The 23,458-nt window shown below is 61.2% G+C and carries 19 protein-coding genes and 4 pseudogenes; 13 read left to right on the top strand and 10 right to left on the bottom strand.

Annotation, left to right across the window (positions count from 1 at the left end; translation table 11 throughout):
- Positions 1 to 31 precede the first annotated feature (31 nt).
- Positions 32 to 817, bottom strand: a complete 786-nt coding sequence (locus tag M727_RS0124640) for a hypothetical protein (RefSeq protein ID WP_027154893.1) — start codon at positions 815 to 817, stop codon at positions 32 to 34.
- Between the two features lie 216 nt (positions 818 to 1,033).
- Here M727_RS0124640 and M727_RS37235 point away from each other — a divergent pair.
- From M727_RS37235 to M727_RS0124605, 6 genes and pseudogenes are all read left to right on the top strand, one after another.
- A pseudogene (locus M727_RS37235) lies at positions 1,034 to 3,119 on the top strand (Tn3 family transposase); the annotation flags it as partial.
- A 56-nt stretch (positions 3,120 to 3,175) separates the two neighbouring features.
- A pseudogene (locus tag M727_RS0124625) lies at positions 3,176 to 3,428 on the top strand (SLOG family protein); the annotation flags it as partial.
- A 171-nt stretch (positions 3,429 to 3,599) separates the two neighbouring features.
- A complete protein-coding gene (locus tag M727_RS0124620; RefSeq protein ID WP_027154889.1) occupies positions 3,600 to 4,085 on the top strand; it encodes a hypothetical protein in 486 nt (161 codons plus the stop codon).
- Between the two features lie 6 nt (positions 4,086 to 4,091).
- Positions 4,092 to 5,324 (top strand): hypothetical protein, encoded by a 1,233-nt coding sequence (locus tag M727_RS0124615; RefSeq protein WP_027154888.1) that lies wholly within the window; start codon positions 4,092 to 4,094, stop codon positions 5,322 to 5,324.
- Positions 5,321 to 5,800, top strand: coding sequence for a hypothetical protein (locus M727_RS0124610; protein WP_027154887.1), 480 nt, complete (start codon positions 5,321 to 5,323; stop codon positions 5,798 to 5,800). Before M727_RS0124615 ends, M727_RS0124610 begins: the two co-directional genes overlap by 4 nt.
- A 3-nt stretch (positions 5,801 to 5,803) precedes the next feature.
- Complete coding sequence (locus tag M727_RS0124605; RefSeq protein ID WP_027154886.1) at positions 5,804 to 6,256, top strand: hypothetical protein; 453 nt, start codon at positions 5,804 to 5,806, stop codon at positions 6,254 to 6,256.
- Between the two features lie 24 nt (positions 6,257 to 6,280).
- Here M727_RS0124605 and M727_RS0124600 read toward each other — a convergent pair whose 3' ends face one another.
- Entirely contained in the window at positions 6,281 to 7,315 is a 1,035-nt protein-coding gene (locus tag M727_RS0124600; protein ID WP_027154885.1) for a hypothetical protein, read from the bottom strand.
- A gap of 332 nt (positions 7,316 to 7,647) precedes the next feature.
- On the opposite strand from M727_RS0124600, the gene M727_RS41720 reads away from it, so the two are divergent.
- A complete protein-coding gene (locus M727_RS41720) occupies positions 7,648 to 7,818 on the top strand; it encodes a hypothetical protein (protein ID WP_156941611.1) in 171 nt (56 codons plus the stop codon).
- A 37-nt stretch (positions 7,819 to 7,855) separates the two neighbouring features.
- Positions 7,856 to 8,206, top strand: a complete 351-nt coding sequence (locus tag M727_RS0124585; protein ID WP_027154884.1) for a hypothetical protein — start codon at positions 7,856 to 7,858, stop codon at positions 8,204 to 8,206.
- A 184-nt stretch (positions 8,207 to 8,390) separates the two neighbouring features.
- Here the strand turns inward: M727_RS0124585 and M727_RS37230 are convergent, their stop codons facing one another.
- From M727_RS37230 to M727_RS0124570, 3 genes are all read right to left on the bottom strand, one after another.
- Positions 8,391 to 9,809 (bottom strand): S8 family serine peptidase, encoded by a 1,419-nt coding sequence (locus tag M727_RS37230; protein WP_084646869.1) that lies wholly within the window; start codon positions 9,807 to 9,809, stop codon positions 8,391 to 8,393.
- A 24-nt stretch (positions 9,810 to 9,833) separates the two neighbouring features.
- On the bottom strand, positions 9,834 to 10,094 hold the full coding sequence (locus tag M727_RS37225; RefSeq protein WP_027154883.1) for a hypothetical protein: 261 nt from the start codon (positions 10,092 to 10,094) through the stop codon (positions 9,834 to 9,836).
- Between the two features lie 272 nt (positions 10,095 to 10,366).
- Positions 10,367 to 11,569 carry an RHE_PE00001 family protein gene (locus tag M727_RS0124570; RefSeq protein WP_027154882.1) on the bottom strand — a complete coding sequence of 401 codons (1,203 nt, stop codon included), beginning with the start codon at positions 11,567 to 11,569 and terminating at the stop codon, positions 10,367 to 10,369.
- Between the two features lie 220 nt (positions 11,570 to 11,789).
- Here M727_RS0124570 and M727_RS0124565 point away from each other — a divergent pair, with 220 nt between their 5' ends.
- On the top strand, positions 11,790 to 12,878 hold the full coding sequence (locus tag M727_RS0124565) for a hypothetical protein (RefSeq protein ID WP_027154881.1): 1,089 nt from the start codon (positions 11,790 to 11,792) through the stop codon (positions 12,876 to 12,878).
- Between the two features lie 8 nt (positions 12,879 to 12,886).
- Entirely contained in the window at positions 12,887 to 14,056 is a 1,170-nt protein-coding gene (locus M727_RS0124560) for a site-specific integrase (protein ID WP_051505705.1), read from the top strand.
- Positions 14,057 to 14,605: 549 nt separating this feature from the next.
- Here M727_RS0124560 and repC read toward each other — a convergent pair.
- The 4 genes and pseudogenes from repC to M727_RS37210 form a co-directional block, all read right to left on the bottom strand.
- A complete protein-coding gene (gene repC / locus M727_RS0124550; protein WP_027154879.1) occupies positions 14,606 to 15,805 on the bottom strand; it encodes a plasmid replication protein RepC in 1,200 nt (399 codons plus the stop codon).
- Positions 15,806 to 15,959: 154 nt separating this feature from the next.
- On the bottom strand, positions 15,960 to 16,946 hold the full coding sequence (gene repB / locus M727_RS0124545) for a plasmid partitioning protein RepB (protein ID WP_027154878.1): 987 nt from the start codon (positions 16,944 to 16,946) through the stop codon (positions 15,960 to 15,962).
- Positions 16,947 to 16,980: 34 nt separating this feature from the next.
- Entirely contained in the window at positions 16,981 to 18,225 is a 1,245-nt protein-coding gene (gene repA, locus M727_RS37220) for a plasmid partitioning protein RepA (protein ID WP_051505704.1), read from the bottom strand.
- A gap of 1,388 nt (positions 18,226 to 19,613) precedes the next feature.
- A pseudogene (locus M727_RS37210) lies at positions 19,614 to 20,698 on the bottom strand (site-specific integrase).
- Between the two features lie 130 nt (positions 20,699 to 20,828).
- On the opposite strand from M727_RS37210, the gene M727_RS0124515 reads away from it, so the two are divergent.
- Together M727_RS0124515 and M727_RS0124510 are read left to right on the top strand one after the other, a co-directional pair.
- Positions 20,829 to 21,191: a type II toxin-antitoxin system RelE/ParE family toxin gene (locus M727_RS0124515; RefSeq protein WP_027154876.1), complete on the top strand. Its 363-nt coding sequence runs from the start codon at positions 20,829 to 20,831 to the stop codon at positions 21,189 to 21,191.
- Positions 21,178 to 21,501: a DNA-binding transcriptional regulator gene (locus M727_RS0124510; RefSeq protein WP_027154875.1), complete on the top strand. Its 324-nt coding sequence runs from the start codon at positions 21,178 to 21,180 to the stop codon at positions 21,499 to 21,501. Before M727_RS0124515 ends, M727_RS0124510 begins: the two co-directional genes overlap by 14 nt.
- 510 nt (positions 21,502 to 22,011) lie before the next feature.
- On the opposite strand, the pseudogene M727_RS37205 reads toward M727_RS0124510, so the two are convergent.
- Positions 22,012 to 22,703 (bottom strand): annotated as a pseudogene (locus tag M727_RS37205) (IS110 family transposase); the annotation flags it as partial.
- Positions 22,704 to 22,927: 224 nt separating this feature from the next.
- Here M727_RS37205 and M727_RS0124485 point away from each other — a divergent pair.
- Positions 22,928 to 23,245, top strand: coding sequence for a hypothetical protein (locus M727_RS0124485; protein WP_027154871.1), 318 nt, complete (start codon positions 22,928 to 22,930; stop codon positions 23,243 to 23,245).
- The last annotated feature ends 213 nt before the right edge of the window (positions 23,246 to 23,458 follow it).

Here is a 23,458-nt window from a genome sequence, read left to right as displayed (position 1 = left end):
GGCTGGACTTCCGCCGCGAGGTGCGGTCCGGTCACTTGCATTTGCCCTTGAAGGTCGACTGATTGCTCTGGCACAGCCAAGCTTCGAGCAGGCGGTTGTCCGGCGATTTGAGCGCCGCGACGAATTCCGTTTGGACCAGCTTTGCCCAGGCCTGAGCGCCGGCGGCGGTGCCGACCGCCGGCGGAACAGGGGCGGACGTAAAGCGCGCCTTGAACTCCGATGGCAAAGTCGACCAGAACCGCGCCCTGCCTGATTTCATGCCGGTGATCTTGTCGTCGACGGCGTGCATGATCTGGGTTTGATCGGAGATGGAATTGTCCTTGGTCGAGCCGTTAAAGCCGGTGGAGATGCGCACCGTGATGCCATGCCGGAACCCATAGTTCTCGTGGACGCCGTCCTGCGGTGAGAGGTCTTCCAGCACATTGCCCGAAATGGCGAACTGGTAATGCGTTTGACCGACCGCTCGTTTGTGCACGTGATCGACGCACCCGGCCGGATTTTTCACCTTCGTGCAAGCGCTTTCGATCCAGCGCGCAATCACAGCCGGCTCGACTAGCAGCAGTTGCACGATCGCCTTGCGCTTCTTGTCGACGAGATTGCCGCCCTTGCCTTTGACCTTGTCGGTCATGGCGTAGGTGCATTCGCGGATTTGGGCAGCCGGCCAGCCGAACTTGTCTGCGCTCGGCGTTGTGCAAATGCCGGCCAAGATTGGCGAGCCAGCCATGACGGCTTCGATCTTGTCTTCGAGGCTCTGGGCGCTGGCAGGCAAGACGGCGCTGGCGGCTAGCGAAAGAACAGCAGCGCCGACAACGTTCATGCAAAGGCCCACGCCTACGCGACACCGGTCAGCGGTGTGAAGGATTTTCATTGCTGCCCCCCAGCCGAAGAAAAACTTACAGTAACACTACCATAGTTTGCTGGCTATGCGACTTTTATTTACATTCTTTTGTAATCGCAATTGCGAATCTTACCTGCTGGCGCATTCGGCAAGAACGCGGGACCGAGCCCGCAGAGGATCCGGGTCGGCCAGATCATCGAGCGGATGGGGCTTGCGGCTCGCGCCGAGACTGCGCTTATCGAAGGTCTGGCACCCGAGAAGCTGCAGGCGCTCGACAAGCTGCTCGAGGTTGATGCGGCGATCGGTCAGACCCGCTTCCATTGGTTGCGGTCGGCACCGGAAGGGCCCGCGGCTTCAAACCTGATAGGACTGACCGAGCGGATCGCATTCCTGCGCACGCTCGGAACTGATCCCGGTTTACGGGCGCGCGTGGCTTCCGGGCGGTGGGACCAGATGGTCCGTGAGGGCAATTCCACGCCGGCGTGGCTGGCCAATGACTTCAATGCAAGCCGCCGGCACGCCCTGATCGTCGCACAGGTCATCAAGCTTGGCGAGAAGCTGACCGACGATGCCGTGACGATGTTCATCAAGCTGATCTGTCGCCTTTTCTCCCAGGCACATAACCGCAAGAAACGGCGACACATGGACCACAGGACGGACACCTCCTGCGTCTGTTTCTCGATACGATAGCGGCGCTGCAGTCCGCCAACGATCGGGGCCCAGGACGCACTCGAGGTGCTCGACCGGGAGGTTGGCTGGCACCGACTGCTCAGGATGAAGCCGGAGCTTGAGTCGATGGTCGAGGACAACGAGGCATCACCGCTGGTCGTGGCAGCCGAGCAGTACGGTATCGTCTCCAAATATGCGAATGCATTCCTGCGGACCTTTACATTCCACTCCGCGCACCGCCACGATCCCTTGCTCGCCGCGATTGCGATGCTGAAACGGCTGTACTCCGAGAAACGACGGACGCTGCCGGAGCGCGTCCCGATCTCGCATCCCAGCCAAGCCGATCGAAAGCTGATCTTAGCGCAGGACAACCCTGATCGCCGTCTCTATGAGATTTCAACGCTTGCCGTACTGCGAGATCGGCTTCGTTCGGCTGACATCTGGGTGGATGGGAGCCGATCCTTCCGGCCGATCGATGAGCATCTCATGCCGCGACCAACGTTCACAACGATGAAGGAGGAGGATCGGCTTGGTCTTGGTGTGAGCTGTGACGGCGCTGTCTGGCTGAACGAAGTAAGGCAGGTTCTGGACTTCAACCTCAAGCGTCTGGCCTATCGGGCACGAGCCAGAAAGCTCGAGGGTGTGAGGCTGGCGGGTGGAAAGCTGATCGTGACGCCGACCGCCGGTGACGTTCCCGCCGCAGCCGAAGAATTGAACGCCGAGATCAGCGAGATGTATCCCCTGGTCGAGGTACCTGACCTGCTGAAGGAAGGGCATGAGTGGACGGGCTTTGTCGATCACTTCACACATGTCCGCACAGGCGACGCCCCACGGAATGTCTCTGCCATGCTGGCCGGCATCCTGGCCGATGCAACCAATCCCGGTCCGAAGCGGATGGCCGGCGCGTCCAAGGGCATCAGCGCCCATCAGATTGGCTGGATACGCACCTTCCATGCCCGATCAGAAACCTATCGCGCCGCTCAGGCCTGCATCACCGACGCACATACCGGTCATCCGCATTCCCGCCTGTGGGGCAACGGAACGGCCGCGTCGTCCGACCGACAGTTCTTCGTGCGAGCGACCGAGCGGCAAAACGCGGTGACGTCAATCTGCACTATGGCAGCGAACCGGGATCGAAATTTTACAGCCACCTGTCGGACCAGTACGGCTATTTTAGTATCTTGCCCATCAGCCCCACTGAAAGCGAAGCGGCCTACGTGCTCGATGGCCTGTTTGACCAGGATACGGTCCTGGATATCCAGGAGCATTTTACTGACACTGGCGGCGCGAGCGATCACGTCTTCGGGCTGTTCGCCCTTATCGGCAAACGCTTCGCGCCTCGGCTACCCAACCTCAAGCCAGGCATTCCGCGCTTCCGGTCTCAATCTCGTCGTCAGCGCCATCGTCCATTGGAACACCGTCTATCTGACCGCGCAGCCACGCACCTGCGCATGGCGGATCGGACTATCCCGAATGACCTGCTCAAACACGTCTCGCCGCTCAGTTGGGACACATCAACCTCACAGGCATCTACACCTAGGATTCTGAGCACCAGATGCCCGAAGGCTTCAGATCGCTTCGCTTGCCAGCGCCAATCCGACGGGCGGCATGATGTTCATGCTCCGTCCGACCTTCGCGTACGATTTTGAGCAGCTCTTGTTCTGACCCCTGCACGGCGGATCATGAAGGGCGCCGAGAGGATCGCCTCGGCCTGGGCCGACAACCGCAAGGTTCCCCGAGTCGCCTTCAAGCCCGACTGGACCAGGCACGCCAAGGCGGCGCCCTTCAAACGCAACGATGCCATGCTGGAAGTCCTGCCCGTAGGGGTCATCGTCTTACCCGGCACCGGCATTCAGGAGAACCTTGGCGACAAGGCCCGAAAGCTTGGCATCCGGTTATGAAGTTCGGAGGCGGCGCATAAGCGCCGCCATCGATAGCACCATGGACTCATGTCGATAATGGTCAAAGAGATACGACACGCGGCCTGGGCAAGAAATGCACGCCTTCTCCCGCAAGTTTCGGAGAACTCCTGCACGTTGCATTTAGATATCAAAAATGGAAGAATAGGCGCAGAAAATACTGGGAGGGTGAAATGGAGATACTTGATCTGCCCTTCGTTGGCACGCAAGCACGCTTGAATGATGTTGTTGATTTGATGAAAGAAAGAGGCCGCTCGGGAGTTCTCCTCGAACTTCCGTCTGGGCCGCAAGTGCTCGACATCGACATTATTCTTTATACGCTGCGCACGAAGGGCAATGTCGAGATCAGCCAGGTTGGCCCTCGCTTCACCACGATCGAGCTTCCGGGTAGTCGCTCGGCACGGAAATGGCTTTCCACAGCCAAGGCCGTGACCGAAGCCGAGGAGTTCATGGACGCCCACCGCGCCATCTATGCGGTCAGCAGGGTCGTTCGCAAGTATGCCGAAGTTCTGGCTCGCCATGAAACATATGTGGGTCTCGGCAGCCGTCCGACGATCTGGCGTTGCCGGCAGAATCCAGACCACGTCTGGCTGACAGGCCAACTCAGGCAGCCGGGGCAGAAGTGCAGGGACGACAACAGCGACGTCGACCCGATCTGAGCCGCGATGTTCAACCAGATCCTGACAGCGTTCCAGGGCTTCTTTTCACGATCCTTCTGGTTCGGAAGCTTCCTCCCGGTTGCAGTGGCGGCCGCGTTTCATCTAGTCATCGCTGCCAATCCGTTCCCGGCGCTGGTTCCCCTCAGAACCTGGCTGGACGCGGGCTTGAGCGACACTGCGACCATGTTCACGATCGTGATCGCGGCTCTGGTCGTCCTGGCTTACGCGCTGACGCCGTTCATCCCTCTGATCAGAGGTATTCTCGATGGCCACCTCCTTCCGGACTGGCTGCACGATCATTTGCGGAAGAGGCGGATTCCGCAATGGCGGACCGCGAACGAAAAGCTGGAGGCTGCCACGAGCGATTATGGACTGTTCACGTTGATCTCCACGGTGGAGATTCCGAAGTTTTGGGCAGCTGAACTGACAGGTGATGCGCTCGGCAACGCACGCGACCAACCAACGATCGCAACGGCCCTCGAAACGATCGAAAACATGCAGAATGAAATGCGCCTGACCCGCCTGCCGAAACAGGAAACAGCCAGAATCGCCGCCGCTGCCCTCATCGATGCACTCACCAAGAACGCTTCCAACCTGCCGCCGGTCCATCCGGACAGAGCGAACGCATCGGCGCTGGCGCGAGCTAAAAGTACGCTGATCAGCCTCATCGACGAGGCAATGGCCGAATCTGCCTATCGTATCGCACGGGTAGCATCCAGATATCACCGGATCGATCTTCTCCCGACCCGGGTCGGCGACGCGCGGCGTTTTGCCGAGCGCTACAGCGACGACACTTACCAGGTCGAGTTCAATTATCTCTGGCCCCGCATCCAGATGCTATTGAAGGATGACGATGCCTTCTCGGTGCGCCTGAGCGACGCGCAGTCGCAAGTCAATTTCTCGGTGCTGGCATTGGCGCTGGCGTTGACGGTCCCGCTGGTTTGGCTGCCCATCCTGCTGTACACTTCGAACACGCCCTGGCTTTTCCTTGCCATTGGGTTCCTGTCGCCCCCGACCGCATTCTTCCTGTACGAATTGATCGTGCAGAGTCAGTCCGTCTTCGGTGAGATTGTAAGGGTGGCAGTCGACAAATACAGATTGCCCGTCTTGACTGAGATCATGCGCCAACCGCTGCCGGCGACACTCGCGGCCGAGCGCATCCTGTGGGAGCGACTGAAGCGTGCCGGCGAACCGGGCAACCAAGTCGATTACACATTGACGCATGAGATGAAGCAATGAGGCTGCTTCTTCTGCTTGTCTATGTTCTGTTGGTCGTGGGCGGCGGCGTATACATCGTCTTTCGCGGAACGACACCGTTGCAACTCGTGGCATCGCGCGACCTGCCGGCGAACCATCTGCTGCAGCCGAACGACCTGTCACTGCACGTCGACGGCCGTCAGTTTTTGCCTCGCCGGGTTGATGCCGGCGGTCTCATCGACACGAAAGAGCTTCTTTCGGCTCCGGCGTTCATCGCCAGGCAAGGGATGGTGCCTTTTGCGCTGCCCGCCGACCGCAAGAAAGTGGAGTCGCACGTGATCGAGGCGGGCAACCAACTTCTTGTCTGCCCGCCGAAGTTGACGGCCGAGGTGCGTGCCGTCTTCTGCGGTGATGGAGACGGAGCCTGCGTTGCGATTGTGGACATCCCCATCGCCGACGCGAAACGGCTGGATCTTCCGGCCGTGCCCAAACTGTCGTTGGAAGAGATTTGTGGGTGAGCCATGATAGTCAATTGGTCCGAAGTGGCGACGTATCGCAAGGCGGGGGAAGAGGTGACTGCCCCTTGGCTGATGGCGCTCGAATCGCTTGGCGATGCCACCCACCTGAAGATCGAGGCGGAGGGTGAATGGAAGCCGGCAGGCAGCGTTCTGCCTGCCTGCGGTCCGGACGGCCTTGCAAGCCTGACCTTGCCGGACACCCAGCTGATCCTGCCGGGATGCTGGTTCGGTGCGTTGATCGGAAAGCTTGGCGGCAGCTCAGCGATTCACCACATACCGGAGCCAGCCGCCGCTGCGTTGGTCGCCGATGAGCCTTTTGCAATCGGCGCCTTCTGCATGCTGAAGCTTCCGCAAGACACGTTTGGGCCGCTGTTCATAAGTTTCAACGTCCGCTCGCGGCCCGTGTCCGTAACGGCGCTGAAGGTGAAGATTTCGGGTGCCCGACCGACCGCATAGCGCTTCGCGCATCCGCTGTGAGGCTTACGCGCTCGGTGTATTCGCCGCGATCTTCTCAGAGATGACGGCCGCCGCCTTCGCCGCGCCGGCGTCGCTCGGGTGGATCTCGTCGTCATTCCAGTCCGTCGCCGCCGTCAGGGCCGGACGCAGATTGACATAGACGATCTTGTAGTCGGTGTGCGCCGCGTTCTGCACAGCCGTGAACGACTTAAGCCTGACGTTGAACCGGTCGACCATCGCCGCCACGATCTTGCGGGCGAGGCTGCTCGTCGCATCGAAGCCGAGCACCTCGAGTTTCGATCCGATGTATTCTCCGCCCGGGCGGGGGCGCGCATGGCCGTAGCCGTGCACATAGAGCGTCGCCTTCGGATTGACGACTGAGCGGACGTGGCCGCCCAGCGTCTCGTAATGGCCGATGACTTGCCCGATCGCGCCGTCGAAAGACGCCTTGATGAAAGTGTTGGCATCGACGGGATTCGTGCCCGGCGCGTCGCGTCGTTTGACGTGTTCACCGACGGAAGCAAGCACGTCGTTGCCTCCGCCCGAGAATATGAAGTGACGATAGAGGCCCGATCCGAGGGGTACGAGATAGTTCTTCTTCTGCGTCGTCACCATAGGGCCGATTTCCGCGCCCCACATCGCAACGCCGGGTATCTCGTACGCTTTGCGCAGGACATCAACTAGATCGTCCGGATAGGAGGTCGGCCAACTCAGGTTCGGAAGCCGAAACCACGAATCGCCTTCAGCCAGCACTCTCATCTTCGCCGCCGCAGCGGTGGTCGAGCGGGCGCCGCCGCGCGACCGGGTAACGCCGCCAGGAGCAGGCGCCACGCCGCTCTCCGCCGCGAAGTAAAGCCGCGTTACGGTCCTGGCGGTCGGCCGCTTGCCTTCCTTGTCAACCAGATCCGTGAGTTTGAAAGCCGGCGCGAACGGCTTTGTTTTGGCGTCATCCGGCGCAAAGTAGTCGCGCAGTTCGCGACCGGTCAGGTCGCCCGATATTGCGCGCCGTCGAAGGTCCGAGAACGAAATCGGAGGAATCTTTGCACTTAACGATGGCATTGCAACCTCCCCCTCGCAGTCGTCAACATTCGAGTTGGCGCTTGGGAAGGTATTTAGCGGCAACCGACTACTTGCGAAAGCGTTTCTTCATACGGCGCCGAACGCTATCCTGCTCGTTTTGAGCAGGGGTTTTAGGAATGTTGGACATGGCGGGCTTAGCGTTATCCGGCGATGGCTTTTCCGGGAGCAGCTTGCCTCGGCTCGATCCAGTTCAACACGCATCCTGGCGCGATCTTCCAACTCCTGTACGATCTTGACGTCGACTCTGATCTGTTTGGCGCGTGCTCCAAGCAGCTTGGTTAGTCTGCCAACCAGATCAACGCGGGCGCAAGGTGTTCCAGGCGCTGGGCGGCGGCAGCGAAATCGGCGCACAGGTGCGATCGATCGGCAGGGGGTCGGATAATCCCCGCAACAGCGGCTACGTTAAATGCGGCAGCCTTGACCGCGATCGTTTTGATCAGATAAACGCCACGCTTTGCTGCGGCGTTTTCATTTCGGCGTAGTCGGCGCATAATAGGGCCGTCCGTATGGAGGCCAGGGATGGGAAAGCAGAAGGCGAGCGAGGAATTTGCACCCGACGCAATTGCGCGCGAGTTGCGGAAACAGGGTGCCTCGGGCGAACCCGTCGGCGCGCAGATCTTTTTTGAGGATAATGTCGACGTGTCGGCGTTGGCAGAAACCGCCGAGCATGTGATCCGGGATGCCGAGGCCAGCCTCGGCAAACCCGGCTCGGTAACCGTGCGCAAGATCCGCGGCTTCGCGAAATCGGCCTCGGTGAGCGGCGACCCCGAGGTCATCGCCGCCGTCCAGTCCAGCGATAAGGTGAAGTCGGTCCAGCCGAACGTCGTGCGCGACATCCTCCCCGAACCTCGGCACAAAAAGCCGATCTAGAGCACATGCTCCGATCAGCCCTTATGTAGTTTCAACATTCTTCTGGGGCAATGCGCTCGACGGCGGCGGCGGAGGTCCGTGGTAGTTGAGGTGCGGCAGAGCGGAGGAAGACAACCAAGAGGCGAAGGCCCCTCTCGATCGGGTTAGAATCGGGAGTGGATGGCCTCCCTAACATGACTCCTCACTATTTCTTCCCGCGAGTGCCGGCGGACTTCTGCGCGGTGCTGACCGGCATCCTGGGTAGCCGTGATTTCGCCGTCCGCGACACAGAGCGCGCCACTTTCAACCGTGGGGCCTTTGCCACCCCGGCCGGTGCAGGCACGTTTGTCCCCGTCAGGAGCTTGAACGCACGGGCGGCGTCTGGCACTCCGCGGTTGGCCCGTCCGGTTGGCATAGAACTAGGCCGGCCGCACGAACCGATGATCGCCTGTTCGAGTTGCGCGACTGTTGCGCCGGGCATTGCCTGCAGCAGAATTGCGGCCAGCCCCGCAACGTGTGGCGTCGCCATGGAGCTTCCGTCCATCTCTGCAAAGCCTCCGCCCGGTATGCACGAAACGACGCCGACGCCGGGCGCGACAAGGTCGGGCACTAGCGGGTCCGCCGGCCGATTGAATTTCTGGCTGCTGGAAAAATCGGCGACGTGGTCAGTCGGGTCCATTGCGCCGACAGAGAGCACGGTATCGTAGTTTCCCGGCGACCGGCTGGTCATCGGCCCTTCATTGCCCACCGCGATGATCGGCAATACGCCCGCGTTGCGCAGGGCATCGATGATCTGCTCGAAGGCCGGCGTGAAGCCGCGCAAGCCCAGCGACATGCTGAGGATGCGGCAGCCGCTCTCGATGATCCAGTCCATGCCCGACAGGATGCGGTCGATCACCTGGCCGCCTTCGATCACGAGGGCGCTCGCAATCTTGGCGCCGGGCGCGACGCCGAACGACCCCTTCGGGCCCGGTCTTCCGACGATCGTGCCAGCGGTGTGGGTGCCGTGGTCCCCACTGTCATGGGCCTGAGCTCCGGGAACCTTGTCGCCAGCCATGTCGAATTCGGCAAAATCAGCGATCGCGCCCTTCAGCGCCGGATGTCCTCCGTCGACGCCGGTATCGAGGTGCCCGACGAGTACGCCGGCGCCGTCAAAGCCCGCCGCCCACAGCCGCTCGATCTTCATGCGGGCGATACCCCAGCTCACGATCCTTTTCGGTTTGATCGGCCGGATAGAGACAGGCTTAATCAGGCTCAGTTCCGGTGCCTTCTCGACGCGAGCCACCGCGGAACTCGTCTCGAGTGCGACGGCGCCTGCCGCATCGACATAGCCAATGGCGAGGCCGAGGTGTGGAAAGATTCGAACACGGCGCGACTGCAGCGTCTGCGGCCGCCGGAAGCTGCGGCTCGCGGCGTTCTTGGCCGTTGCCGCGAGGCTCTCCATCTGGACCTCGCTCGGCACGATGAAGTTGTTTTCAAGCGACGAGCCTGCTGGCCCACCCGCGGACGCGGCGCCGCGGGTCCGCGGCGCTCTTTCGGTCGCAGCAGCATCGGATGTCAGCGTCACGATGACCTTTGCATAACCCACCGCCGCAATTGTCTGGTCTATTTCCGAACTGGGCATTCTTTCCTCCTTCACTTTAATCCCTCAGCCCGATTTGGGCACGCCGCCGCCGTCGAGTTCGCCTCCGCGATTAGCGATCTTCTGGGCTGCGAGGAACAGCGCGCCCTCGTGGACGATAGTTTCGACCCGGAGTTCGGTAAGTGGTGCCGTATCCGCGAGTTTAGACGCGATGCTCTCGCAGTTTGCGGCGCGTTCCGCCAGCCGTCGTGACAGCGCCCGATGAAGTTCAGGGTCGTTCTTATTGAGCCGATGCAGCCAAAGCTTCAGTCTTCCTGGATGATCCATGCTCCCCCCGAGCTTTGGACTGGAGTCGGTTGATGCTGCCTTGTTAACGAGCCGATAGGCCTGCAGAAATAGTAGCGGGAACATTTTTCCGAGTCGACAGAGATTAATTTATGAGAAAGGCACTTATTTTGGCCGGTCACGTACGACTTGAGTCTGCCGCGGACTGGTTGGACCGACAGCGACCTACCCGCCGTAGACATGCAATCCCGCACCGATGATTTTCTGTCACCTGCTCTTCGCTTAAAAGGCTGTCAGTCGGCGACTTTCGTTCGTCACACAACTCCCCAGGCCCGGTAGCGCCCCCGCCCGGTCACCTCGCGGATATTGAGTTCTGCCACCAGGCCGAGCGCGGCGCGCTGGCTGATTTTGAGCTCGGCCGCCACCAGGCCGGCCGACACCAGCGGCCGCGCCAGCACCAGCTCGACCAGCGCCGGCAGGCTCGAGCTTTTGCGCCGGTTCCTGAGCCGGCGCTCCATCTGGCCTTTGGCCATCACCAGCCGGTCGAGCTCCTTGAGCCCGGCCGCGGCGGCCTCGGCAAAAGCGTCGAGCACGGCCCGCAGCCGGGTGGCGCGTACCGGGGCTTTGCGCCGTGCCCTGGCAATCAGGCGCAGCCCCGAATTAAGAGCAAAAAGATGTGAGCCGACCTTGCCGCGCTCCCTGAGCAGCGCGGCGATCAGCAGCGTGCCGAGCCAGTGCTGGTGCTGTAGCGGTTCGATGTCCTGCCAGGCCTCCCAGGCGATCGCCGCCGATAACACGCCCGGCAGGTTTTCGCCGCGCATCCGGTCGACGACGGCGAGCCAGTCGGTAATTCGCTGGTCCTCGTCCCAGTCGAGATCGCGGATCAGCGGCCCGAGGCTGTCCGACAAAGCCTCCCGCGCTTTTGCCCCCGGCCCTGCCGTGTCGACCTCCGGGCTGTCCGCCGCGGGCGGCGCGAACTTTTCGCCCGCCAGCAGCCGGCTGGAGCGGGACAGCACGGCATCGATCTCGGCCAGTTCCTCGGCAAGAGCATCCTCCTGGTCGGCGTCTTCAGCAAGACTTTCGCCGGCGTCGTCCTCTGGCCAGGCGTCGGCCGTCGCGGCATCGGATACGGAGGCGGCCCGTGCCGCGCTCGCCCCGTCGCCGCCCTGCCCTTCACGGCCGCGCAACGCCAAAATGCCAACGCGAGAAAGCGCCCAGTCGGATGGGTGCAAAAGAATGCGGCGGCGGGCGCGCAGCACGGCATGCGCCCGGGTGAGTTCGTGGGTCGGGGTTCGGATGTCCATATGGGCGTCGTGCAGGACAAGGTCTTCTGCATGCACGAGTTCGCCTTCCAGCCACAGCGCGGACGCCGCATCGGCAAAGTGCTGGCGCTGGATAAAGCCGTCTCCGACCGGGCTTTTGTGCACGCGCTCGTCGAGGCGGGCCAAAAGGTCTTCGGCGCGGGCGAGCGGCCCGAGCAGGGTCTTTAGAGGCAGATCGGCGAATTCATAAGCCATTGATTCCTTTGTATCAGATTCGCGAAACGGAATCTATCTGGGCGTTAACTTCCGTCACAGGCGATGATCCCGCGCAGAAAGATCACTATCGATAATGACCTCTTATCGATAGTGATTGATTTCGCAGCCCAAATCAGCCAGACTCGGTCGTATGATGGCCGCCGGCGAGCTGCGGCGACGCCCGGACAGGCCGGTCCGGGCCGCAACAGAGGCCTCCGCCATGTCCGACCGAAAACCCGTCCGCCTCCCCGATACCGCCGCGGTCGAAGCCGTGCTGGCCGGCCTCGATGCGATGACCGCCGACGCCGAGCTTGCCGCTGCCCTCAGCGAAAACTTCCCTGGATTTGCGTTCTCAACCGCGGCGATCGACGATTTTTACTGGCGCAGCGACAGCCGCACCGTGCTGTCGCCCGTCGGCAGCCGCCTCGGCGACCACCGCGGCTGGGTCGAGCGCGAACTGGCGGATCTTGGCGGCGACATCGCCGCTTTCTGGCAGCGGCATCGCGACAGCGGGACAAAATTTTCCGAATGGCGCGGAACCTCCGTCTTTGCGCATGCGCCAACCGGTCCCGGCGTGGCCGACTTCCTGCAGCTCTCGCTCGGCCGCGAGATCGAGGTTTTGGCCGGACCGCTGGTCGATCCCGATTACCGCCCTTATAGCGCCGACGATCTGTTCGAGCCGTCCTGGGTGTCTCGCGAGCCCGGCACGGACGCGCCTTTGCTTGCCGGACCGGACTATCGGCTAAGCCGCGGTGGCCTCGTCCACATGAAGCGTTTTTTGGCGCGCCGGGCGCGCCTCGAAGGCGAGCAGCGGCAGGCGCGACGGCCTCAGCTTGAAACCGGCGTCATCCGCGAGCTCGGGCCGGGCCACGACAGAGAAACACCGTTCCTGAAACGCAATCCGGACTGGTTCGATTTTGTCCCACGCGAAAACCGCTTCTTTGCCGACTGGGAGCGCTCGAGCGCGTCTGCCCACCGCATCTTCGATCATTGGGCCTTCGACATCCACGACCTCGAGGGGCGCGGCCAACGCGAGATCGGCTTTATTCCGCGGCCGCTGAAAATGCCGGCCGAACGGCTGCTGGCCGAGGATGGCATGTCCGTGCATCGGCTGATGGAGCGGATCGAGACGATCGACCAAAAAATCGGGCTGCCCTTCGCCTGGTTTTTTCTCATGACGCACGGCCATTGGGTCGATCCTGACGTCGGCGACGCGATCGCCGAAGCTCTTCGTGCCGGGCGCGTGCGCCTGCCCAACCAAGATGCGGCGGTGCTGCTTGCCTGGGCCGACACGAAATATCTGTTTTGAGCACAGCCATGGACGCGCGTCTGCCCAAGCCCGCTTCCGACGCAACGCTGCGTCGTGCCGCGGCCCTCGATGCCCTGGATTCGGTGCTGCCGTATGATCGCCGCGAGGTTCTGGCCAAAATCCTCACCGACGACGACGTCGAGACGCTTCGCCACCTTGCCACGGAAGGGATGGGCGACAATTCCCTGCGGGCGCTGGCCTCCGACCTTGGCTATCTTGAGGCCTGGTGCCTTGCCGCGACCAAATCGCCGCTGCCCTGGCCGGCGCCGGAGGCGCTGTTGCTGAAATTCGTGGCGCACCACCTATGGGATTTTTCGAAACGCGACACCGATGCCGCGCACGGCATGCCCGGCGACGTCACCGCCACGCTCAAGGCCGCTGACGTGCTGCGCGCCGACGGGCCGCACGCGCCGAGCACGGTGCGCCGCCGGCTGTCGAGCTGGTCGACCTTGACCAGATGGCGCGGGCTGCGGGGAAATTTTGCCGCCCCGGGCCTGCGGAGCGCCCTAAAACTGGCGGTGCGCGCCAGCGCGCGGCCACGCGGCCGCAAGAGCAAGCGGGCGGTTACCGCCGATATTTTGTCCGCGCTCCTGATAGCCTGCGCCGGCGAAAAACTGGTCGACGTCCGCGACCGCGCCCTGCTGCTGACCGCCTTTGCCTCCGGCGGCCGCCGCCGCAGCGAAATTTCGTCGCTGCGTGTCGAGCAGCTGGTCGAGGAACAGCCGGTGCCGGCGGACCCCAAAAATCCGGACGGCGAAAAGCTGCCCTGCCTGAAAATCCGGCTCGGCCGCAGCAAGACCACCGAGGCCGATTCGGACGACTTCGTGCTGCTCGTCGGCCGGCCGGTGGTGGCGCTGAGCGCATGGCTCGAGCGGGCCGCCATTGCCGATGGCGCCGTGTTTCGTGGCATCGACCGGTGGGGCAATCTCGAACGACGGGCCGTGACGCCGCAATCGGTCAATCTGATCCTGAAGCGGCGCATAGCCGAGGCCGGTCTCGACCCGACGCTGTTCAGCGCCCACGGCCTGCGCTCAGGCTTTCTGACCGAAACCGCCCGCCGCGGCATTCCGCTGACCGAGGCCATGCAGCAATCCCAGCATCGCTCGATCCAACAGGCTTCGCGCTACTACAACGACGCGGAACGGCAGTTGGGACGCGCGGCGCGGCTGATCACATAGGCGCCTCTGATATTTGTGGGACCAGATGCCTATTCCAGAGACGGGCTGGTGCAGAGGCCTGGCGGTGATCGACGGATCGCCGCTGCGGGACCTGAGGCGCCGGAAAAAAGCGCCTTAAGTGCAGTACGACAGCCGCAAAAAAGCCCCTCCCCTGCTCTCAGTTCGCCGCTGCCATGCCGGCCCGGGTAAGATGGAGCTTTTTGCGGACGGCTTTCGTGTCGACCGTACCGAGCTGCACTCCATGCACCTGAATGATGGAATCTCCTTGCCCTGGGAATGAGCAAGAGCCTCCGACATGGCTTGGATCAATTCCGCGCCGAATTCTGTCATCTCACTCATGTCCTGCTCCTGGAAGCTGCCTTGATCACCTTAGCGAACGCTGCGACTGCCTTGGCTTCGTCGGGTTTCAGCTCGCCCTTCTCGTTCTTGCCATAGGCGCCCTTGCAAACTCTTGTCTGACGGGAGCTGCCTCCAGGCGCGAGGTGGCCTCTTCGATCTTTTCGCCCACCAAGCCAAACTCCCAGCGCTTTGGTGCGATCCGTCCACATCCTAACCCGTCATCTTCGCCGTCACGCCGTTCGTTCGCAACGCTGCCATCAACATCGGGCCGACCGAGAACTGCCCTGCCCTCGCCTTCTCGGTCAGAACGCGCAGATATCCGCCCGCCGAATTGATGTGCTGCGCGCGCTGCAGGATACAGGCGATCACCACGGCAGCGGTTTCCTGACCCATCGTATGGCAGGCTTCTTCATAGGCCGACGGGGAAACTCCCAGATATCCGCGGACCTGAGCCGCCGTGATCATGAAATCGCGCCAGTTAGCGATACCCGCGGCAGCATAATCAACAATGTCGGGGCAAGCCTTCAGCACAAGGCCAAGCGGATAACCCTTCGGCTTCCCGTCGGGTTCAGGGGTTGGCTCTGCCGGTGCCGTGCTTGTCTCTAAAGCAGGTTCAAATTCAAAAATAGAGTCGGTGTTTGAATCAGATTGCTGCCGCTCACTGTGAGACTCATTGCCGCTCGGATTCATGGAATTCATGAAGCTTCCCAGCATCATATCCACTTCTTCGCGCAGCGCTGCCAAGTCAGCAACGATGGGCTCTAGCTCGCGCAGGTCGGCGCGCCGAGGAATTGCCTCCACGATCCCCCGAAACGCCCGCCAGATCGCGCCCCAGTCGCCAGGCGCGCCCTCCTCGATCGCCACGTCGACCAGTTTGTGGATATCCCGACGCTGGAGCGTGATCCGCTCGCGCATCAGCTTCAGCGCCCTGTTTTCGGCGCGAACACGTTCGGCCGCCGCACGGATTTCTTCCTCCCGAACCAGCAGCGGCGCCAGCGAGAAGCCAAAGGCCTCGTCGATCGTGCCATCCTTCCCCTTGCGGGCGTATCGCTTGCCGTTGGGACTGTCCCTGCGGACGATGAGGCCGCAATCGACCAGAGCTGCCAGGTTCCGTCTCAGCGTCGCGCCGGCCATCCCATGAGCACGCAACGACAGCTGAGCGTTCGAGGGAAAGACCATCAGTCCATTTTCTTCGCTCAGGTCGCTGTCAGGATAGAAAGACAGCAGCCCGTTGAGCACCGCCAGCGCGCGATCGCCAACGCCAATGATGGCCTTGCCCTCGCAGAGCCAGCGATACAGCTGCCACTTGTCCGCGCTTACCCCTTCAGGGATGTCGCTCGTGCCATTCCTTGCCTGCAACAAGGCAAGCGTCATCGGCCGCCCACCAAAGGGCGTCGTTCCCACTTCCATTTTTCTTCGCCTTCAATCAGGCAAAAGACATCCGCTCGCCGAAACGACGTTCAAAACTCTTGACAGTGATTCGCGGAAATGAGATTCTCGGCTTGCTAGAACACGAGAAGGGCTTCCGCGAGAGATCGTTCGGGGGCCTTTTTCTTTTGCGGTTTCAGTTCTCCTGTTTCGACTGCCTGTAGGCCTCAAAGAGGCTGTCCAGATTGTCAGAAATCCACTCGCCAAAGGGTTTCGCTTCGGCCTTTGAAATCTTCAGCGTGTAGTCCTTCGGACCGATCTTCGTCGTCACGCTAACTAGTTTGTCGCTAGGAGCCCAGGATCTAGCTGCGGGCTTCGAAATCCTCTTCCGGACGGCCTTCCCGTCCTTATGGAGGGCGTCGAACAGCTTGTTGAAGCGACCGTCTGTGTCTTCGGACAGGAAGCTGTCGGTGGTAATGAACTCCTTCGCTGTGGCGGCGTTACGGGGATTGTCGATCAGTTTCCGCAGCTCGAGCCAGCGATCGCGTCCAATACCTTTGGCGGCACCGATGCAGTCAATGATCTCCCAAGGGACGGATTTTGGGATCGTCATCATTTTCGAGAGCGTCTGATAATCTACGGAGAGCGCAGACTGGATTGTCTCCCGGCCAAATCCGCGCTCACCAAGCTGCTGCGCAAAAACTACCTTCTCGATGAACGACAGGTTCGCCCGAGCGGAATTCTCCTGCCCCTGGGCGATGACGTGATCGAGATCCTCGAGCATCTTTACGACAGCGCGGACTTTCCGCCCCAGTTCACTTGCTGCACGCAGACGACGATGCCCAAACACCACCATGTAGCGGCCTTCAGCCGTAGGATGCGGGCGGACGAGGATCGGGGTGTCCTGCCCGCGTATCCGGATCGCCTCGACCAGCTCCGCATACTGCTCGTCCTCAACCGTCATCCGATCCGAGACGAAGGAAACGTCAACGACGGCAGGATCGATCTCTATGATAGCCTCGCCGTCTGCCAGCAAGGCCGCTTGTTTTGTTAGCTCGTCAATAGACGAGGAAATGGATTTCGCCGCACCGAACTTGGGCATCGCAGCGAAACGCTCATCAGCGACGACGTCCGTCTCGTCGTCTTCGGCGAGGATTCGGTTGAAGATGTTCTTTCTGGCCATCTATGTTCCTACGGATACGTCCGTCTCTTTGAAATCACTGCGGAAAAACCGAATTTAGACTGCCGTCTATTTTCGGCCGCCTGCCCCACGCTGTGTGGATCAAGTTCCGGATTTCCGAATTTACGGCTTCCATGGATTCCATGGCGCGGTCATATGTCGACCTGGTCATGCTGGAGCGCTCGACCTCATAGAGGGTCTGCTTCGTCAAGCCGGCGTCAGAGATCGCAGTAGATTTCAGCATCTGGTTTTGGAGCATCTGCGACGCCAGGATCGATTGCATGAAACCGACCATCTGAGCCTGGGGGACGTCCGTCGGCTCGTAGCGGGTAACTAGGTAACGGAACCAATCCAGGTCGACGTCGCCACCTGCCCGGTTTACCGTTTTGAGCAGGTCACCCAGCATCAGCAGGAATTGTGACATTGACATCAGGTCGAGCATCTGCGGGTGAACCGTGATGAGGACCGAGGTAGCGGCCGCCAGCGCCGTGAGCGTCAGGTAGCCGAGCTGAGGAGGGCAGTCGATAACGACTATATCGTAGCCGTTGTCGACTTCCTGGAGGGAGCTTTCAATGCGGTTCCAGAAGGTTTTGCCGTCCAGCGAAGCCTTGTTCTGCATTGCCAGTGGCGTGTCGTACTCGTACTCCTGCAGCTCTAGGGAAGCGGGAATGAGATCAAGGCCCGGGAAATTCGTTTTCCGTATCACGCTCGCAACAGGCTTGCGCTCATCGTCATAGCGGATTGCCTCATAGATTGAAGGATACCGGTCAAGCTCGGGCTGCACGCCGTGAAGAGCGGAAAGCGAAGCCTGGGGATCGAGATCGATCGCAAGAACGCGGTGTCCGGTGAGCGCAAGGTGTTGGCCAAGGTGGGCCGCGGTTGTTGTCTTTCCGGAACCACCCTTGAAATTGACCACAGCGATTACCTGTAGCTTGTCACCAAGTCTCCGACACGGGACATATTTTTTGCTTTCGGAGCGGCCGTGGCGATCCAGCCAGTGACGGAGCTCCAATAGTTGCTCGGCCGAATACGTTCTCCGCCCGCCTGCATGGACCGTTGGCTGGACAGCCTTGCCTTCTAGGTGCAGCTTCTTCAGGTTGCTGGTGGATACCCCAAGGAAATATGCAGCTTCAGCAAGCGAGAAGTCGCGCAGCGTCTTCGTGGCGTCCGGAGGAAATGTCTCCAGCCGAAGGAGGTTCAGCTTGCGGCTGATTTCGCGACCTTGGGCAGAAATGGTGTCGTCAAATCGCGGTTTGTCAGCGGCAGAGACGGGGGCATTCATCTGGTCGGAACCTCAAATGACGGCATTTTGGGCGAAACCGCCGAATTGCCGTCATTATGCCTGATTCTGGTTCTCTCACAAGAAGTTTAAAGTTAACAAAACATTAACGCGAATGGCGACCGCGATTTCGACTCTGGAAACGCGTCGAGAGCACGCCACATCCAGTGCACCTTTCCATCGAGATGCCATTGTCGGCAAAGCCATCGGTGATCGACGACGGATGGAACGAGCAAACTTTGGACCGAACTTGGCGACCACTCCGATACGGTTTGTAAAGAAAGATCAATGCGATGCTCCGCAAGCAGCTCCGGACACGGCGAAGGCTTAGAAATCGAGCCAAACGGGCGTGCGCGATGATCCAGCCCATAGGATAGCGCCTGTGTAGCAAGATCGGTGACGCGCCCGCGAAGGTAAGGTCGAGATCCACGTCGGTCGGCGGATCGAGGATCTTGAGCACCGCGTCGACTGCCGCATCGCCGGCAGCGGCCTAAAAAAATAGACCGCAGTCTAAATTCCGTTTTTCCTCAGTGATTTCAAGGGGGATGGGCGGGATGGTTGCTCCATAGAAAAATTGATGGCTACAAAGAACATCTTCAACCGGATCCTCGCGGAAGATGAGACGGACGTCGTCGCTGGGGAGCGTTTCACTGCGATGCCCAAGTTCGGTGCGGCGAAGCCTTTTGCTCTTCGATCGACGAGCGGACAAAATCGGCGGCCCGGCTGGCCGCGAAACTGCTATCCGGCCCCGATTGACGTTTCCTTCGTCTCCGACTGGACGACAGCGAAGAAGCGGTAACTTGTGTCGCCGGCCCGAAACTACTACGTTGCGGCCATTCTGGGCACGCATTTGCATCCGTCCTGACACCATAAACGCGGCCTACAGGGTGCCCGACGCGGCGCTGGCGCATTGCCTCACGAGCCTCGATTTGGCCAAACAGCACCCTGGCCACGTCAGCGCCTTTCTCGGCGAGGTTTCTCCCGCACTGCAATCGAGTTCGCTGTGGTGCACGACATACCGGTCTCCGGATTGAAGGCGCTTGGCGCAGCGTTCTCTGCCTGGTCCGGCGAGAGCTACCCACTCGCTGCGTGATGGCTGAGTACGATAGCCGGCGCCCTTCCGAATGGCGGCGGCTTTTTTGCATCGCCGTCGATCTCATTGACCAGCTTCGGGAGAATGCCGGCCGCTACCATTTCGAATGGTCGTTCGGCGGTGGCACGGCGAAGGCCATGACATTGATATCTTCCTCGATGACCCTCAACTGCTCGGCTTGTCGACCCATCCAGAAACCGCGTGCGGATTGATATCAGGGCGATGGGTCGAGATTCCACAAATTCGCGTTCGAGAACGTCGGCGTTATCGACTTCATCGTTGCCGGCAGGAGGACGTTTCAGAGGCCTGACGCCTTGGTGAGATTGACACGAAACCGATCGCGCCGGCGCTGGTATTTGCGGGTCATCTCCGCAGAGGCGTGACCAAGCTGCTTTTGCACATGGCGCTCATCGATCTCGGCCGAGGAGGCGAGACCGGCGCGCAACGAGTGCCCGGCGAATTTCTGGCCGCGCTCGCCTTCCGACAGATCACGCCGCACGCCGGCGGCGAGTGCGGTACGCTTGACCAGCTTTGCCACCTCTTGGTCGTTCAACCGATCAGCGCCAACGGTCTTGCCTTGCCCGGCAACGCGGCGGAACAGCGGCCCATGGGCGATGCGGGCCAGCTTCAGCCAGATCTGCAGCGCCACGACCGGGCAAGTGGCGTCTGACGAGCCACGCCCGATCTCGACCTCGCGCCAGCCGGTCTTGCCACGCAAGGTGATCAGAATGCCCTTGTCGGGGAAGAATTCGACCCAGCCGCGGCCGTCCTCGGTCTGGTCGCGGGAACATCGAGCCCTACGATTTCCGAGCGGCGCAGCCCGCCGGCAAAACCGATGAGCAGCATGGCGCGGTCGCGCAAGCCGCGTAGCGTGCCGCGATCGAGTGTTTCCAGCATGGCGATCAGATCCTCGGGCAGGATTGCTTCCTTCTGGACCGGCGGTTTCGCGTGGGTGTTGCGAATGCCGGCGAGAACCGTGGCGATGTGGCGGTCCTTTCTGTCCAGCGGATGGCCGCGCTGGGTAAAATTCCAGGTTAGCGAGGACAGACGACGTTCGATCGTGCTGACCGAACTTGACTTCCTGTCGCCGGTGGCGCTGCTGGAGGCACAGGCCGTGATGTAGAGGCCAACACTCTGCGGATCGGGCAGTACCTCGAGATTTTGCCGGCGGCACCAGGCGGAAAAATGTTTCCAGTCGGCAGCATAGGCGCGGCGGGTGTTCGCCGAACTGGCTGCTTCGACATAGCCGCGCGCGCGGCCAGCAAGCTCGTCAAGATGTCCCGGCAAGCGTGCTGTGCCAATGGGGCCGACCGTGGGCAGGGGAGGGGAGGGGGCCTCACCGGCGTTTCTGGTTGGCGCCTCGTCAGTGGTGGTTATGCCCATGGCGCGAACCATCTCGACCTGCGCTCGCGCGATTCATCCCTAAGAATCATATTGGTCCGGCACGCGATTGTCTACGAACTGCGGACTTGGTGCCTATTGAATAGCATAGCACCACGTGCTATCTTTCGGCATGCCTGATCGAGTATTCAAAACGGCTTGGTTCGGCAGGGCGTCGCGCAAGGCGCGCATCAGCGACGCCGCCTTGTGCAAGGCGGTCGCGCAGGTGGCGATGGGACAAGCCGAGGATCTTGGCGGCGGTGTGTTCAAGAAGCGGCTGAACGACAACAGGCACCGCTCGATCATTCTGGCCAGCTCTGGCCAGCTCTGGGTCTATGAATATCTGTTCGCCAAGCAGGACAGGGCCAACATCGATGACCATGAACTCGTCGAGTTCCGTAAACTGGCCAAAGCCTATGCGGGTCTGACCGAACGGCAGATCGCCGCGTTGCTCGCAGACAGCGATATTTTGGAGATATGCCATGAACAAGGCTAGAAAATACAAGTCCGACGCTTTCGAGGCGATCCACAGCTCGGCCAGCGCGCTCTACAAGGTCGGGGCGATCGACAAGACGACGATGCGCAGCTTCGACGAAGGCTGTCTGGCGGTGCCTGCGGCGTTCGATCCGGATGCGATCAAGGCGCTACGCGAGAAGAACCAAGTCAGCCAGCCGGTGTTCGCGCGCTATCTCAACACGTCGGAATCGACCGTGCAGAAGTGGGAGACCGGCGCCAAACGGCCGAGCGGGCTGGCGCTGAAGCTTCTGTCGGTGGTCGAAAAGCACGGTTTGCAGGTGCTGCAGTAAGCCTTTTCCAAAACGTCCGATAAGGCAACATTATCATTCGTTTTGTGTCGACGACAGGCTGTGCGTTTTGCGCCGAAATCGATGGCGCAAAGCGCACGGCCGCTACACCCTCAAAAGCATGATTCGCCTCGATCCCGCGACCGCCAGCCCCGCCGCGCACTCCGCCGTCGCGGCTTGGGCGCTCCCTCCCGCCGGCACGCTCAACGATGCGGACGCCGCTTTCCAGGCCGGCGCCGCCCTAGGTGTTTGATCCCAGGCTTTGATGGGGCATCCTTGTCCTCCGAATCGAAGGAGGCACTATGGGCCATGAATGGACGGCCTCCGCGTGGCAAGGGCTTTTTCGGCGTTTCTGACGAGTTGGTCGGGTGCAGGCATGTATATGGCCTCTGATTGCGGCGCGTTGATGCCGCGGGCCCTGATGAAGTCCGCGGATCGGGTTCCTTTCAGGTTCGCGAGCTGTTGGCGCATGGCCCATAACGGATTGTCCAGATCCCGGCTCGACCGTCGTCATCACACCATCAGCACCTCACCAATCTGTAATCGCCGGCGGTTCTTCACTTGGCAGCAGGCTCGAATCTCTTTCCGGTTGTTCATCACCGCCCAGGCGATCCTGGCCATCTTGTTTGCGAGCGCGACTGCAACGACATTGTAGGGCTTCTTCGCGAGCATGCCGTCCGCCCATTGCGTCGACGTCGCTTTTGCCTTCCGACTGTAGCGAAGAACGGCGTGCGCTCCGATGATGAGAAGCCGACGGATGTAAGGATCGCCTTGCTTGCTGATCCGCCCAAGACGCTCCTTGCCGCCTGATGAGTTCTGCCGCGAGACAAGGCCGAGCCAGGCTGCAAGCTGTCTGCCGGATTTGAACAGCGACACGTCAGTGATGGTCGTAGCGATCGCGCTCGCGGTGATCGGGCCGATTCCAGGAATGGTCTCCAGCCGCCGGCTCAGTTCGTTCGAGCGGTGCCAGCGGTGGATCTGGCGATCCAGCCCAGCTACCTTCTCGTCAACCTCTCGCAACTGTTCGATGAGAGGGAGAAGAGCTGCTCGAGCAAGTGCGGGCAGGAGATCGTGATCTTCCTCAACCAGCGCAATCAGCGTGCCGACACCGGCGATACCCTGGGGCGTGACGATCCCAAACTCAGCCAGGTGGCCTCGCAAGCGTTTACCAGCATGGTCCGCTGACGGATCAAAAGTTCGCGCACCCCGTGCAAGCTAATCGACATTGCCTTGAATTCGCTCTTCAGCACGACGGGTGGTGGCGGCATCATGGGGATCATCGGTTCGCTGTTCGGCTTCAGCGGCGGCGGACTTGTGAAGGGCGATGCCTGGGCCGGTATGCGCCTCGCAGGGGGGAGGGCATGTGCGTGGTCCCGGCACGTCTACGTCTGACAGCATTCCGGCTAGACTTAGCGACGGCGAGTTTGTCGTGAACGCCCGCGCGACGGCACGAAACCGGGCACTGCTTGAAGCCATCAACGACAATCGCCTTCCGGGCTTCGCCGACGGCGGCCTTGTCGGTGGCGGCGCGCCTTCGTTTGCCGGCAACGGCAACAGCGCTGGCCAGCACGTCGCTATCAACACTCAGGTCACCGTGAACACCAACGGCGGCGACACGCCCGCCGACAATGCCGACTTGTCGAAGAGGATTGGCCGGCAGGTTGAATCCAGCCTGCGAGGCTTGGTGAGTTCGGAACTGCAACGCGCTATGCGCCCGGGCAACCTCGCCAACAATAGGGGACGATAACGGCACCTAGGAATATTTTCCACTTTTCCCACCAACTCGGCTGAGATTCTGCTATACTGTAAATGCACTCGAATGATTGCGGTTCTTGGCGGAATCGGGCGGCGCTTAATGGTGCCGGATCGTGGTCGAGTAGCTCAGCCATTCGGCTTTCGCCCTCACAGATCCGGGCGGGCGGATTTCCCGCACCCGGCTCTTCCCGAGAGTAACCCGCGT

It is taken from the genome of Mesorhizobium sp. WSM2561 (assembly GCF_000513915.1).
GTDB lineage: Bacteria > Pseudomonadota > Alphaproteobacteria > Rhizobiales > Rhizobiaceae > Mesorhizobium > Mesorhizobium muleiense.
This window is presented reverse-complemented; position numbering and strand designations above follow the sequence as displayed.